Here is a 15180-nt window from a genome sequence, read left to right on the forward strand (position 1 = left end):
AGATGCAAATCATTTACTAAACGATGGGGGTATCTTGATGGGAAACGAACAATTTGAGGCTGCACGAAAAGCAGAGGAAGGTTATCATTCCAATTTCTATCAGAATAATGAATTATTCGCCTCTGGTACCTGGATGTCGAGGCCCATGCCTATGGTGATGGATATGCTGGAACGCCTACTTGCTCACAAGGAGGAATTGCGTGTCCTCGATCTGGGATGCGGAGTGGGAAGGCATACGATACCGATTGCACAGCGCCTTGCAAAAACGAAGAGTGAAGTCATCGGTGTGGATTTACTGGATGAGGCCGTAGACGGACTTCGCAAGTATGCGAAAGAATATCAGGTTGATCATATCGTGCAGGCAGTGAAAGCAGATGTTGAACATTATGCTGTGGAGCCAAACTATTTTGACTATATCGCTGCTTGTTCTTGTCTGGAACATGTCTCAAATAAGCAAGCCTTCATGGAAGCGATAGACCGGTTACAGGCCGGAACTCGTACAGGGGGCATTCATTGTATTACGATGAGTACCAATGTGGAGGAGAAAGAAATCAATACAGGCAAGGAGATTAAACCATTAATTGAACTGAACCTGCCCACAGCCGAGGTGATTGCTATACTGGAGGATGCCTACAAAGGCTGGAATATTCTGCTTCAGGAACATGTTACACAGACGATTGAAGAGGAAAAGTATGATGAACCGACACAATTTCGTTGTGAACTGCTTCGTTTCGCTGTACAAAAGCAATAAATTCTCTGCCGGGACCTGACAATGGACCCGGCAGTCTTAATGTGTGGTCTGAAGGGAGATGGTTAAGGATGAATACATATGTAATAGGGATGGATGGAGGAGGGAGTCACACGCGTGTGGCTGTCGCAGATCAGAACGGGAAGATTTTATCCTATGTACAAAAGAATGGTTGCAACCGCTATCACGATACCAATGCTGAGCAAAATGTGCTGGAGGGTATCGGAGTTGAATCGGCACACGACTTGAACTTTTAGAGGCTAACGACTACAATACGATAACGGAAACAAGCAAGGTATAGGAGGAATCAAGGTGTTAATTAATCTGAAATCACGCATACAGGAGCCGGAAGTACAGGAACTATTGTCCTACTCGGTCTTTCCTGATCCGGATCACTTGAACCGTGCGTTGCAACAATATGTAGAGAAAGACGAATTGCAAATGGGCGGTTACGAAGATGAGGGACAATTGATCGGTCTGATTGGATATGAGGAGACTGGAACAAGTGCGGTTACCATTCATCATATCTCGGTTTTGCCTGAAAACCGCTTTAAAAATTATGGACGTGGTATGATCTCACAGCTGTTGGCAACATACAATCCTGATAGACTGATTGCTGAGACCGAGCTGGAAGCCGTCGAGTTTTATCGGAATACGGGGTTCGTGGTATATAGTCTGGGTGAATTATATCCAGGTGTGGAGCGATTCCGTTGTGTGCTTGAAAAAGAGGAAGATACGGACGAAGAGTAGCACATAGGCTTTTTATTATTACTTTAAGAAATATATGAATTATAATCATTACAGGATGTTGGATTTGGCAATGAGCTGAGTCGGACGTCCTGTTTTTTTGTCGTTTTCATCAAAAAAGCAGGAAAAAAGTATTGCTTTGTAAGATTGTTTCATTATAGAATAGTTTCACAGAAGAATAGTTCGTTAAGTGAACTATATAGATTTGGGAAAGGAGAATGAAGAATGAGTACACCGGATGCAAAAAGTTTGGTGAACCGCTATTTGGATGCTTCCTTTATGGTCAATAAGCGGTTTGATACGCGGATACGCGAACAAGTGGGGCAGACCATAACGACCGATCAGTTCTGCGCACTTCGTCTGATTGAAGAGAAACCTTTCTGCACGCCCTCTGATCTTGCAGAGCTTCTGTGTATAGGTAAGAGCAGCATTACCGCTTTGGTCAACAAGCTGGTGGATCGCGATCTGGTCCATCGTGCCGGAGATGAACGTGACCGCCGCGTTGTATATCTGACACTGACGGATACCGGACGACAGGTATACAAGGAAACAGAACAGGAAATACAGCAGATTCTGGAGCCGTATCTGGTTCATTTTAAACCGGAAGAAGTCCGAATTTTCATTGAATCTTTTGAGAAGCTTGCAGCTTTGCTAACGCATGAAGGAGGACGGGAGAACGAATGAGAACGATACTAAAAGCAAGATGGTGGTTAATGGGGCTATGGGTTGTTGTAGCTGCCGTGTTGATGTTTACCGCCCCTAACATGAGTGAACTGATTCGGGAAAAGGGACAGTTTTCGGTTCCGGAAGGGTACTCTTCCACCCAGGCAGCAGCGATTCTGAATGAAGCTGCAGCGCAAAAAGGAGAACAGCAAGGCAGCCAGATCGCTCTTGTATTTTATAATCCGGATGGTCTGGGTACCACGGGGAAACAAGAGGCAGAGAAGGCCGTTAAAAACTTGGAGGCCGACAAGGAGAAGTTGGGCATTCTGTCCATTCTGGAACCTTTCTCTCAGCCTGAACTGTCAGAGAAGATGATCTCAGCTGATGGCAAAACGATTCTAACATCGCTATCCATTGATCAGGGAGATCGTACGGTCAAGGAAATGCGGGAAGACCTGAATGAAGCATTGAAGTCCGTCAATGTGGAGCACTACATAACCGGTAAAGGTCTGATTGATGAGGACACCATTGAAAGTTCCCAAGAGGGGCTTAAGAAATCGGAATATATTACCGTTGTCTTTATTTTACTCATTCTGTTCCTGGTCTTCCGTTCGTTTGTAGCTCCGTTTGTCCCGCTACTGACGGTGGGGATCAGTTACATTGTATCGCAACAGATTGTTGCATTTCTGGTGGATGGGCTGGACTTCCCGATATCCACGTTTACACAGATCTTTATGGTCGCAGTCATGTTTGGGATTGGTACGGATTACTGCATCCTGCTGATCAGTCGGTTCAAGGAAGAACTGGCTCATCATGAGAATACGTGGGATGCCATCATTGCGACCTATCGTACTGCCGGTAAAACGGTACTCTTCTCAGCACTAGCTGTGCTGGTTGGATTCATTGCGATCGGATTTGCCCAGTTTATGTTGTACCGTTCTGCGGTTGCCGTAGCTGTAGGTATTGCTGTGATGATGCTTGCCTTGGTGACCATCGTGCCATTCTTCATGGCGGTGTTAGGCAAGAAGTTATTCTGGCCGTCGAAGGGTTCACTTGAACATGCCGAGAGCAAGATCTATGGTGCAGCTGGTCGCTTTTCACTTAAACGCCCATGGGCTGCGCTGCTCATCGTTGCAGCTGTCTGTGTGCCTCTTCTGGCAACCTACGATGGCAAACTGTCGTTCAACAGTCTCGATGAGATTGGCGAGAAATATGATTCCGTAAAAGCATTCAACATTATCTCTGACAGCTTTGGTCCGGGTGAATCGCTGCCGGGTCAGATCGTCATCCAGAACGATGAAGCGATGGATAATTCGAAATATATGGCCGTTGCCGAGAAAATTAGCCGGGAAGTAGAGAAAGTAGCCGGAGTCTCTGGTGTCCGTAGTATGACACGACCTACGGGTGATGAGATTAAAGATTTTGAAGTTACACAGCAAGTCGGAACATTATCGGATGGACTGGGTGAAGGCAAGACGGGTCTGGACAAAATCCGTGATGGCCTGAGTGAAGCCAGCAGTCAGCTAAGTAAAAATGAACCACAGTTAAAAGAAGCTGCTGATGGAGCAGGTGAGCTTACCAAAGGAACCTCCCAGTTGCAATCGGGTATCAAGCAACTCAGTGAGGGACTAGGGCAGATTGAAAAAGGTATTCGAGATGGTTCCGCAGGTGCGGGTGATCTGAAAGCCGGACTTCAGCAAGCCAAAACGAGTGCAGATCAACTTGCGCAGGCGAACAATCAGTTGCTTGAAGCCTATCGTCAGGCGGGAGCAGGGGTAGCTGCACTGGGGGATGGTACCCGCGAACTGGAACAACAGCTGAACGGGGTTTCAACAGCTCTAACCAGTCTGTCCGAATCCTTCACAGCACTTGAAGAGCGTTATCCTGAATTGCAGCAAGATGCTGATTACCAACGTATCAAAGGTACGATTGGTGAAACAGGTTCTGGCACAGCGCAGCTTGCTCAAGGTTTGGGTCAGATTAAGACCAAGCTGGGAGAAGCCGCTGCTGGAATTAATCAGGCCAATGAAGGGTTTGCCTCCGCAGCAGCCGGACAAAAGGCGCTTGCCGATGGCCTGGGCCAGATTGTAACGGGAATCGGTCAGTTGCAATCCGGTCTCAAACAGGCTGCGGATGGTCAGGGTAAAGTGATTAGTGAAATTCCTTCCATTCAGGATGGACTTGGCCAGCTTCAGGGTGGTCAGGAGAAAATCCAACAAGGCTTCTCGGATCTGAGTGGTCAGCTGACACAACTGACAGATGGACTGAATCAAAGTGTCGATGGTATTAAACAGGTATCCGGTGGACTGGATTCAGCGCAGGACTACCTGACGCAATTGCAAAATTCACCAGATTCCGATCTGGCAGGCTGGTACGTTCCTGATGAAGCACTGAACAGCAAAGACTTCACACAGGTATTTGATACGTATCTGTCTGAAGATCGGAAAACGATGACGATTGATGTTATTTTCGCCGAAAATCCATACGGAACAGAAGCCATTGATCGTGTTCCTGACATTGAGGCGGCAGTACATCGCGCGGTACAAGGCAGTACGCTTGAAAAAGCAGACATCGCCATAGGTGGCGTTACGAGTACGTTTGCAGATTTGCAGGAGATCTCGAATAACGACTATACACGTACTGTAATGTTGATGCTGGCGGGTACATTTATTATTCTGGTTGTACTGCTTCGCTCGGTCATTATGCCATTGTATCTGATTGTTTCCTTATTACTGGCTTATTTCACATCGATGGCGTTAACCGAAGTGATCTTTGTTAATATCCTCGGATTCGCAGGAATTAGCTGGGTTACTCCGTTCTTCGGATTTGTTATGCTGATTGCATTAGGTGTGGATTATAGCATCTTCCTGATGGACCGTTTCAATGAGAACAAAGGCATGAAAGTACAGGATGCGATGTTGTACGCGATGAAGAACATGGGCACCGTTATTCTATCTGCCGCGGTCATTCTGAGCGGTACATTTGCTGCCATGTATCCATCCGGTGTTCTCTCGATGATGCAGATTGCCACAGTAGTCCTTAGCGGACTGATTTTGTACTCTCTGCTGTTCCTGCCATTCTTCGTCCCAGTGATGGTGAAGATGTTTGGCCGGGCCAACTGGTGGCCGTTCCCGAACAAGGAACAATCAGATTCCGTTGATTCGGATCGGACCATAGGCATGTAATGCATTGCAATGAATCAGGCTCTGCCGCGTTATGCGGCAGGGCTTTTTTCTTTTTTTTACCTCTACAGAAGAAGAAATATGGTTTTATGCAAAAAGAAAGGTGCATGCCTAAGGACACCATCCCGCGCCTTGTCTTGCCACTAATCATAAGATATAGAGCAGTTCATTATTGTTCAGAGAAATCACAGCAGAGAGGGGCGACGGGATGGTATATCGATATGTGGCTATAGGAGATTCATTAACGGTAGGTACAGGAGCGTTGCTGGGCACCGGCTTTGTTCCTTTATATCGGCGAATGGCAGAAATGAATGTTCGTACGTTTGTATCCATGGAAAATATGGGCGTGAATGGACTGACGTCGGGGGAAATGTTGCAGATGATCTCTTCGCATCCCCGAGTGCGGCAATCGCTCCGTGAAGCGGATATCATTACCATATCCATTGGCGGGAATGATCTGATTCGTACGTTCAAAGCAAGTAATGGCATTCCAAATGCCAGCAAAATGACACAGGTGCTCGGAGAAACCCGCAGTAATGTATCCCAGATCATGCGGCACATTCGGCAGTTAAAGGGCAACCATGAGTATATGGTCCGATCCATCGGATTGTACAACCCGTATCCACAAGCGACGGAAGCTGCGTACTGGGTGCGCCAATATAATTCGTTTCTGAATGGAGCGGGATCAGGCAACTATGCGTGTGCTCAGGTATATGACAGGTTTGAAGGTCGTGAACGTGAACTGTTGTTCTGGGACAGAGTGCATCCCAATGCAAGAGGGTATCGTGTCATTGCGGAGCAGCTTAATCGGACGGGATATTATCCGTTCTCTTGATCACTTTGGAACAGAGCTAGACCAAGCGATGGACTTCCTTTAAGATAAATAGAAGACAGTTCCATTTTGTGAGATAAAGGGGTTAATTTTTGGTGCAAAACATCGATTCCGGTTCCCTCCATCCTTCAGAGCAGCAGCGTATATCCGAAGTGTTGGCCTTATATGGTTTTACATCGGATTGGAAAGGCGAGCGGGGAAAGGGTGGGATGAATAATTCTACTTACATGCTCCATGTAGACGGGACTAATTACGTCATGAGACAATATGAAACACATAATGATCCGATGAAAATCGCCTTTGAACATGAGGTGCTGGAAGCCCTCCAACGTTCGAACATTAAGCTTGATACACCATCACCTGTAAGGCGGGCATCTGGCGAGGGAGGTACATTCCTTCCTATAAAAGATACCCTCACAGGTCATACCAAAATCGTGACTCTGTTTCATTATCGGGAAGGCGTCAATCCCATCTGGCATACACCAGATCAATTGATAGGGCTCGGTAAAGCGGCGGGGGCCCTGTCTTCTGTTATGGCTACGTTGGATATACCACTTGAACCTGTGTATCCACCATACTATCGAATTCAGGATGCATATCCGCTCTGTTCACCAGAACGATTATTACAGCTATGCACATCGCCGCCGGAGCAATTGGCCGCATGTGCAAATGAGTTGAAACAACTGAGAGAGGCGCTGCCAGATCTGTTTGAAGCCCTGCGGGGTATGGAACATCTGCCGCATCAATTGGTTCATGGGGACGTGAATGCCTCGAATGTATTGGTAGATCAGCAGGATGGTGAAATCTGTGCCATTTTGGATTTTGAATTTGCGACATGGGATTTGCGGGTAATGGAGCTGGCTGTTCCGATGTCTGACCTCCTTACTATGGACAAGAGTGAAGATTGGATGTGGCAGGCACAGGAGGGAATGATCAGGGGATTTCGGGAACAGGTCAGCCTGAAACCGGAAGAGTTGCTGGCTATACCTCGATTGATTTTACTGCGTAGTCTGGATGTGGTCATGCATTTCATCAGTCGGATGTTCGAGGGTACAGATGAGCCGGAAGTGGCTGTGGAGCAGATTGTGAAGCTCAAACAGCGGATCGACTGGATGCATCTCCATGAAGAACGACTGCGTGAGATATTGGTGTATTAATATCGTTGTTAAGAATAAAGTGCACTGGTTCTGCTCATACGAGGGCAGAGATCAGTGCACTTTTATTGGTTAGAAAAGTGATATATGAAGATTACAGCGTATAGCGAATGACATTACAATCCACGTTTGCGGAACCAACTGCGGACAGCCCAGCGGCGCTCCTGGCGTTTTTTGTATTTGGGCAACGAACGATACACGTTCAAGGATTGCTCGTAAGCCTGTTTTGCATCAGCATTGCGCCCAAGGGAACGGTGAACCGAGCCGAGCAGATAATATGCTTCACTGGAAGAGGAATGAATCTCCTGAAACTGATGCACATAATCCAGCGCTTTGTCCTCATGCGTATCTTTGAAGGCTCCAGCAAGGGTTAGGTACGGGCGTCCGTACTTGACTCTGGGGTTGATCTCGAGGGCTTGCAAAATATGACGTTCGCCTTTTTCGATGTTACCCAGATGAAGCTCAGTTGTCCCTAATGCCTCCCAGTACTCAGCTGATTGTTCGTATGGGCGCTCCAGTTCAAGCAATAAGGCATGTGCCTCACTGTAACGCTTGCGCTCAATTAACAGGCGAGCCAGTTCCAGCTTGGAAGAAACTTCATTGGGACTCATCGCAAGCTGTTGCCGAAGCCGTGAGATGTTACGCATACGTTTGAGAGGTTTCGTGAAGCTTGGGAACACCCCAACGTAACGACGATCCAGGAAATACAGTATAACGAGTAAAATGAGGATGGCAATGAACGGATTACCTACAATCCGCCATAGAAGGCCAAAGATAAGAAATTTAATAAGCACAAGTTCAACTCCATTTATGATGTAATCGCGTTTCGTACACTTAAAATATATTTCGACTGATCCAGTGGGTTAACTCCTCTGCGTTTGCAAGTATGATTCACATCCGCAGGACAATCTTGGTATCCGGCAAACGAAGTCGTAAGCACTCCGCGGCCGCTTGTCTCGGAACGCAGTTTCACCGGATAATCCATTGAGGTGGCAAGAGGCATAACTCCTTCAATAATACAACGTCCGCTACCAATGACGGGGGCTTCGAAGGTTGCCCGCATATGTACCAGATCACTAAGGGCCTTACCGCCGTATTCCTCCGGGACCGTCAGCCGGAACTGAAGAAGGGGTTCCAGCAACGTGGTACCTGTTCTCGACAATCCATCCATGATTCCCATAGGCGTGGCTACAACAAAATCCAGCGGATGTGTATGCCAGACATGATGTTCCCCTTCCACCAGCGTGATGCGCAGATCGGTTACTTCCCAACCGAGCATACCTTGAGACAAGGCTTCTGGAATTCGTCGTTCAACTTCATTCTGATAACGTAACAGCAGATCTTCTGTCCTTACGGTTGAGGCATAGATCAGACCGCTTCCCCGAGGTAAAGGTTCAATCTTGAAGCGGAGGATGGCCCAGCAGGGCTTAGGCATCGTATAAGCGATGTAACCTTCTCCAGCTGCACGAGGCGTTTCCTTATAGATGACGGATGGCGGATCAAACACGACATCCAATCCGAAACGACTCAGCAACAGGCTGGATAAAATCTCAAGCTGAATGGTTCCCATGACCTTGAGATGCAGTTCTCGTTCCTCCGGCAACCATTGCAGGTCGAGTAAGGGGTCTTCATCCGTCAACTCTTGCAATGCTGCGACAAGATCGGGGTAACGTGCCGTGTCCTTGCCATGTACTTGTACGGTCAGCAAAGGCACAGCCATCTGTGGCAGAGGAGGTACACCTTCAGGATTGCCGATAATGTCACCCACATGTGTGTCACTCAGTCCATACAGCGCAGCAATCTGCCCCGCGTGAACGGCACCGGTATCCGCCCATTTCCGTCCATCCATACGGCGAATCTGCGTCACTTTCTCTTCAAGCTCCCGCGTCGAATTATGGATGGTATCCCGATTGTATAAGCTGCCACCATACATACGGACGTATGCCGTGCGGCCCATCGTACGGTCACGTTCAATTTTGAACACAACACCGGATACGGGAGAGTCCACTGGTTGTGCAGGTGGAGGCAGAAATGCAAGGACCGTGTCCAGCAATGCCGTGACGCCAATTCCTTTGCCGGAAGCCCCATAACACACAGGAAACATCTCACCCTGATGCACATACCGCAGGATTGCTTCATTCAGATCCCTTTGTGATAACGGAGTCTCCTGGATGTAGGCTTCCATGACCTCTTCGTCCAGCTCGGCAAGTATCTCTACCAGACCTGGAATGGAAGGTGTGCCATCTGACAGAGAATCTTGATTCGGGTTCCAGAGGGAGTCGATGCCATGAAATGAATCTTCATGGAGCTGATACGCTTGGATTTCGCACGCGAAAGGGGACAGGGTGGAACGAATCTGCTCCATTACCGCTGGGGCAGACGCGCCAATCCGATCCATTTTATTAATATAAAAGATGGTTGGGATGCGAAGTGAACGAAGGGCATGCCAGATGGCTTCACTCTGGGACTGAATGCCTTCTACTGCCGACAGAATGAGAATAGCTCCATCCATTACCCGTAGCGTTCGCTCTACTTCGGAGCTAAAATCAATGTGACCAGGCGTATCAATGAGGTCAATGATGGTGTTCTTCCAGATCAGAGAGGTCATGGCTGCCTGAACGGATATGCCACGTTCTTTCTCAATGTCCAAGGAGTCTGTGGCTGTTGTTCCGTCATCTACACGTCCCGGACTGCGGACGACACCACTCTCAAATAACATATGCTCGGTGGTGGTTGTTTTCCCCGCATCCACATGGGCGAAGATGCCAATATTCCTGCGATTCAATTCGTTTAACATGGAATGCTAAGCTCCTCTGACAACGGAATGCAATGTTTCCGACAAGTAATAATCCAGATTATCATACCACATCTTCCATATGGAAGAATATGTGGATATATATGATTAGACCCAGGAACCTACGTCCAGTCTGATTCTATTTTAACGAGAACTGTTCATGGTTCTGCGGTATGCTGCGGGCGTTGTACCGGTTAATTTTTTGAATTGACGGTAAAAGTGGGGCAGGCTGTCAAACCCGCAAGCATCAGCTACGGCTGCCATCGTCTCATCACCTTGCACCAGATGCTCTTTTGCCATAATGACCCTTCGAGCTAATGCGTAATCCGTCAGAGTCATTCCCGTGTATCGTTTGAAGGCACGACTGAAATGGGCAGGGGATACAGAGGCGTACTGCGCCAGTTCAGGGAGGGAAAGGCCATTCCGAAGGTTATCGTCAATATGAGAGATCGTAGAAGAGAGCCAGGAGGGACCCGGAGCGGATTTACCCGGATTCGCAGGTCCCGCAGCTTCCAGACGTTCCAGAAAAATGAGCAACAGTTGCAGCCTTAACAGGGCCGCATGTGCGCTTAGATGATGACCGAGCTGGAATTCGGTCTGAATATCATCAATGAGGGCGGCCACCTGTGATTGCTCCTCTGTGTTCAGATGCCTCTTATACACACGTTGTTTACGACAACGTTCAAACAGGCTTAGCAAAGAAGAAGCAGCACCTCCGGCGGTGGATGCCAGCAAGCCCGGGCTGAAGAACAATGCGGAAGATGTGACAGGATTGCCTGCATCCGGCAAGGCTCGATGAACCGTGCTGCCCGGTATAATGAACAGATCTCCTTCCTGCATATTCTCAAGTCCCGTATCAATAAAGATGCTTCCCTGACCACGATATACATAGATAATTTCATGCCAGTCGTGAAGGTGATCTGGCAACTCGTTCTGAGGGGATTTGGTATCGCTGTACACCAGACGGAACGGAATACCGGATTCTGCTTGAATAGTCGTACGAACAGGTGAACGTTCCATAAAGCTCCTTTCCAGACGAACGTCTTAAACGAGATGTTATACCTGGTCATGAGAGAGTATATTTACCGCAATATAAGCAATTTAATTTCCTTTTATTGATGATACAATGAATTTAAAGCGTTTACAATAAAAGGGTGCAGAGCCTTTGAGCTGCATTCCCACAGTACAAATAATCGATGAGGTGAGTGTCCATGTCGGCAAGCACGAAACGGCCAAGGTTGAAGCTGAATTTACTGGGGAGCGATGGTCAGCGCAAGTGCAAGGAGATTATGGAGCGTCCCGTGAAGGTTTTGCAGATTGGAGAAGGTAATTTCTTGCGGGGATTTGCAGACTGGATGCTTCATGAGAGTGCCAGACAAGGCAAATTCCATGGAAGTGTAGCTGTTACGCAACCACGACCGGGAGGCAAAGCCAAGCTGGAGCAGATTCGTGATCAGGACGGATTATATACGATGATTACGCGTGGTCTGTCTCAAGGAAAGCCCGTTGAGCGGACAGAGTTGATCTCCATTTTCTCACAGTGTATCAATCCGTATGAGGAATGGGATGCCTTTCTGAACTTGGCGGAACTGCCTTCACTTGAGTTCGTTATTTCCAATACAACCGAATCAGGATTGAAATATACGTATACGGACTATATCGAGGGTGAACCGGTCCAATCATTTCCGGGGAAATTAACAGTTTTCCTGCATCAGCGATATTTGAAATTTGATGGTGATCCATCCAGAGGTTTGATTCATCTGCCATGCGAGCTGCTTGAAGGCAATGGTGATGTGCTGCGCAGTTGTGTCCTCCGTCATAGTATGGATTATGGGTATTCGGATGGCTTCCGTTCATGGATCGAGAACCATAATCACTTCCTGAACAATCTGGTAGATCGAATCGTAACAGGTGCGCCGACCCAGGAGGAAGCCGATTCCCTGACGAATCGCTGGGGGTATGAGGACCAGTTGATTAATACGGCAGAGCCATATCATTTCTGGGCCATTCAGGGTGATGAATCATTGGACAAAAAACTTCCTCTCAAGCAGGCAGGTCTCAATGTACATTGGGTGAAAGATCTGAAGCCTTTTCAGGTACGCAAAGTTCGTATTTTGAATGGGGCGCATACTTTAATGTCATCACTAGGCATTCTCCAAGGCAAGCAGCATGTGAGAGAAACAATGGAAGATCCACATTTTGGCTCATGGATCAGGGAAGCTGTGCATCAGGAGATCGTCCCTGCTCTGGATATGCCCGATCATCAGCTGGACCAGTATGCAGAAGAAGTGTTCGAACGGTTCCTTAATCCGTATATTGATCACAAATTGCAAGATATTGCTTTGAATACGATCGGAAAATTCAAGGTGCGTGTGCTGCCAACACTATTGTCTTACGAGCAAAATCAGGGAAGTTGGCCAGAACGTTTAATTCAAGGGTTTGCTGGATTATTGTGTCTCTATCGTCCGGTAAATACGCCAGAAGGTTACAAGGCACAACGACTGAATGGAGAGGACATTCTGCTGCGGGATGACCCGGATGTCCTGGCTGCTTTGGCTGCACACTGGGACGGTTATGACACGCTTAACAGGGATCAGAACCAACTGGATAACCGGGTAGCGGCTGTGTTGTCAGATACCCTGATCTGGGGCGAAAATCTGGATGCAAGAGAAGGGCTGCGTGCAGCACTTGTTCGTGAAATCGGATTGTTGGAAGGTGAAGGGAAATGAACACAACAAGTACAATCAATGACTGGATTGCCATTCAACCACAGGATGATGTCATTATAGCGCTTCGGGATTATGCCAAAGGAGAATGCATTACCCTGCCAGACGGTGTTTCTTTTACCTTGCTGGATGACGTGCCCAAAGGGCATAAGATTGCTGTGCACACCCTGGCACCGGGTGATGATGTGATGAAGTATGGTTTCTCCATCGGGATTGCCCAAGAGCAGATCGGGCAGGGAAGCTGGATTCATAGTCACAATCTGAAGACGGGTCTGCACGGATTGCTTGAATATGAGTATCAGCCGGGCGCGCAGGTTCAGACGGACATGCCTCCGGAACATCTGCTCTCATTTGATGGATATTTGCGCCCCAATGGTGAAGCAGGTATTCGTAATGAGATCTGGATTGTGAATACGGTTGGATGTATCAATAAAGTGTGTGAAGCTTTGGCACGTATGGGTCAGTCCCAGTTTGGAAGCCGGGTAGATGGTGTATTTCACTTTCCGCATCCATTCGGGTGTTCACAACTTGGCGATGATCTGAAGTATACACAACAGTTGCTGGCCTCCTTGGTGGAGCATCCGAATGCAGGAGGCGTGCTCGTCATCGGTCTGGGCTGTGAGAACAATCAGGTCGATGAATTCCGTGAGTGTATTGCTCCGGAATACCGAGGCAAAGTACGGTTTCTCAAAGCACAGGAAACGGATGACGAGCTTGAGGAAGGGCTTCGACTGATGGAAGAACTTGTTGAGATCGTTGAACATGAACAACGGCAGCCGCTTCCGCTCAGTAAACTCAAAATTGGTTTGAAGTGTGGCGGTTCCGATGGTTTATCCGGCATTACAGCTAATCCGCTGGTCGGTGCAGTTGCTGATATGTTGGTTGCTGCCGGGGGTACGGCTATTCTGACGGAAGTTCCGGAGATGTTTGGTGCGGAGACGATCTTAATGAACCGTGCTGCCAATGAGCAGGTATTTCACGATTTGGTGGACCTCGTGAACGGCTTCAAGCAATATTTTGTGAACCATGGCCAGAACATCTATGAGAATCCTTCACCTGGGAATAAGGCTGGTGGCATCACAACGCTAGAGGAAAAGTCACTTGGATGTACGCAAAAGGGAGGACGTTCTTCCGTAGTCGACGTTCTGCGTTATGGCAAACGTGTAACTCAGACCGGTCTGAACATTGTAGAAGCACCGGGTAATGACCTGGTATCTGTAACGGCACTGTCTGCGGCGGGTGCACATATTGTGCTCTTCACAACAGGGCGGGGGACTCCATTCGGAGGCCCGGTACCTACAGTCAAGATTGCGACCCAATCCGATCTGGCGAATCGCAAAAAACACTGGATTGACTTCAACGCAGGCCAGCTGTTGGAGGGGCAGACGATGGATGAGGTGAAAGTACAGCTGTTCAGCCAACTGATTGACATTGCTTCTGGGCGGTCACACACACTTAGTGAGCAGCATGGATTCCGGGAGATTGCCATATTCAAGGATGGCGTAATTCTCTAAATCCATTGTCGATGGGGGCTGTTGATCGTCTGGGTTACATTATAGGGTGAACCACAGCCAATTCCGGTTGAAATTTGCACTACAACCGGGATTGGCTTTATTTATATTCCACGGATGTTAAGCGCTTTGGAGATGCTTGATAATGCTGCAGGTGAAGCATGTTGTTGTAGTTGCACAATCAATAGTTCACGTGCCTCTTCTATGCTGCCTTCATATGGCTTAATGCCGTGACGTTCCATCCAGTGACCAGCAGTCTCGTATGCGGAGCTGTTCCAGGCGACTTTGCCTTCTGCGAGCCCTTCTTTTTCTTTGGTGCCACTGATCACAATGGCTGCACAGCCCTGAAGGTCCAGAAGTCCACGGTCAAATGTTTTTTTGTCCTCTTTTGCCCCGAAACCGGCTTGTGATCGCAAGGCACGTCCATCGATGCCTTCTTGTTCTGCAACTAACGCATGGAGTTTGAACGCTTCACGGGAGAGCAGACCCGCTTCATACTGTTCCTTGATGGTTCTGGAGTCGGCAAGCAGTCGGTGTACCCAAGGGAAATATTCAGATGAGACAAGAAGCGCTTTCTTTTTGACAAATTTTCCATATGCAGCAATGCCCTCTTCAGCCAGGCGTGAACGCCATAACCAAGGATCGAATTCATCATCCTTGTGCCAATGTTCTTTGGGGGTTAGCGATGACAGAGAAGGATAATCGGCAAATAGTGGTGCCAGAGGCAACAGCCCTATAGACTGGATACGCTGTACTGCTTCTTCGTACGTTATAACGGCTTCATATGTCATGATATCAGTAGGCTCCTTTTTGTGTGTAGTCA

At 48.0% G+C, this 15180-nt stretch carries 13 protein-coding genes; 9 read left to right on the forward strand and 4 right to left on the reverse strand.

All coding sequences use genetic code 11. The annotated features are described in order from the left end of the window. The first annotated feature begins 37 nt into the window (after positions 1-37). The 7 genes from MHH92_RS10550 to MHH92_RS10580 all read left to right on the forward strand — a co-directional run bounded on the left by MHH92_RS10550 (position 38) and on the right by MHH92_RS10580 (position 7329). Complete coding sequence (locus tag MHH92_RS10550; RefSeq protein WP_340903604.1) at positions 38-751, forward strand: class I SAM-dependent methyltransferase; 714 nt, start codon at positions 38-40, stop codon at positions 749-751. Between the two features lie 68 nt (positions 752-819). Next, positions 820-1005 carry a hypothetical protein gene (locus MHH92_RS10555; protein WP_340903606.1) on the forward strand — a complete coding sequence of 62 codons (186 nt, stop codon included), beginning with the start codon at positions 820-822 and terminating at the stop codon, positions 1003-1005. Positions 1006-1060: 55 nt separating this feature from the next. Further along, entirely contained in the window at positions 1061-1498 is a 438-nt protein-coding gene (locus tag MHH92_RS10560; protein ID WP_340903607.1) for a GNAT family N-acetyltransferase, read from the forward strand. Between the two features lie 222 nt (positions 1499-1720). Beyond that, entirely contained in the window at positions 1721-2179 is a 459-nt protein-coding gene (locus MHH92_RS10565) for a MarR family winged helix-turn-helix transcriptional regulator (protein ID WP_340903608.1), read from the forward strand. Beyond that, positions 2176-5343, forward strand: a complete 3168-nt coding sequence (locus MHH92_RS10570; protein ID WP_340903609.1) for an MMPL/RND family transporter — start codon at positions 2176-2178, stop codon at positions 5341-5343. The genes MHH92_RS10565 and MHH92_RS10570 overlap by 4 nt, the downstream gene beginning before the upstream one ends. A 205-nt stretch (positions 5344-5548) precedes the next feature. Then, complete coding sequence (locus tag MHH92_RS10575) at positions 5549-6175, forward strand: GDSL-type esterase/lipase family protein (RefSeq protein ID WP_017689264.1); 627 nt, start codon at positions 5549-5551, stop codon at positions 6173-6175. Between the two features lie 92 nt (positions 6176-6267). Next, entirely contained in the window at positions 6268-7329 is a 1062-nt protein-coding gene (locus tag MHH92_RS10580) for a phosphotransferase (RefSeq protein ID WP_340903611.1), read from the forward strand. Positions 7330-7442: 113 nt separating this feature from the next. Here the strand turns inward: MHH92_RS10580 and MHH92_RS10585 are convergent, their stop codons facing one another. The 3 genes from MHH92_RS10585 to MHH92_RS10595 all read right to left on the reverse strand — a co-directional run bounded on the left by MHH92_RS10585 (position 7443) and on the right by MHH92_RS10595 (position 11140). Continuing rightward, the gene (locus MHH92_RS10585; protein WP_026081149.1) at positions 7443-8120 is read right to left on the reverse strand and encodes a tetratricopeptide repeat protein; all 678 of its coding nucleotides are present in this window, start codon (positions 8118-8120) and stop codon (positions 7443-7445) included. A gap of 14 nt (positions 8121-8134) precedes the next feature. After that, positions 8135-10123 carry a translation factor GTPase family protein gene (locus MHH92_RS10590; protein ID WP_340903612.1) on the reverse strand — a complete coding sequence of 663 codons (1989 nt, stop codon included), beginning with the start codon at positions 10121-10123 and terminating at the stop codon, positions 8135-8137. A gap of 141 nt (positions 10124-10264) precedes the next feature. Continuing rightward, a complete protein-coding gene (locus MHH92_RS10595) occupies positions 10265-11140 on the reverse strand; it encodes an AraC family transcriptional regulator (protein ID WP_221824237.1) in 876 nt (291 codons plus the stop codon). 191 nt (positions 11141-11331) lie between these two features. On the opposite strand from MHH92_RS10595, the gene MHH92_RS10600 reads away from it, so the two are divergent. Next, entirely contained in the window at positions 11332-12849 is a 1518-nt protein-coding gene (locus tag MHH92_RS10600; protein ID WP_340903616.1) for a tagaturonate reductase, read from the forward strand. Beyond that, positions 12846-14360 carry a UxaA family hydrolase gene (locus MHH92_RS10605; RefSeq protein ID WP_340903617.1) on the forward strand — a complete coding sequence of 505 codons (1515 nt, stop codon included), beginning with the start codon at positions 12846-12848 and terminating at the stop codon, positions 14358-14360. The genes MHH92_RS10600 and MHH92_RS10605 overlap by 4 nt, the downstream gene beginning before the upstream one ends. A 101-nt stretch (positions 14361-14461) precedes the next feature. Here the strand turns inward: MHH92_RS10605 and MHH92_RS10610 are convergent, their stop codons facing one another. Continuing rightward, on the reverse strand, positions 14462-15148 hold the full coding sequence (locus MHH92_RS10610) for an AlkZ-related protein (RefSeq protein WP_340903619.1): 687 nt from the start codon (positions 15146-15148) through the stop codon (positions 14462-14464). Positions 15149-15180 lie beyond the last annotated feature (32 nt).

It is taken from the genome of Paenibacillus sp. FSL M7-1414 (genome assembly GCF_038003195.1).
GTDB lineage: Bacteria > Bacillota > Bacilli > Paenibacillales > Paenibacillaceae > Paenibacillus > Paenibacillus amylolyticus.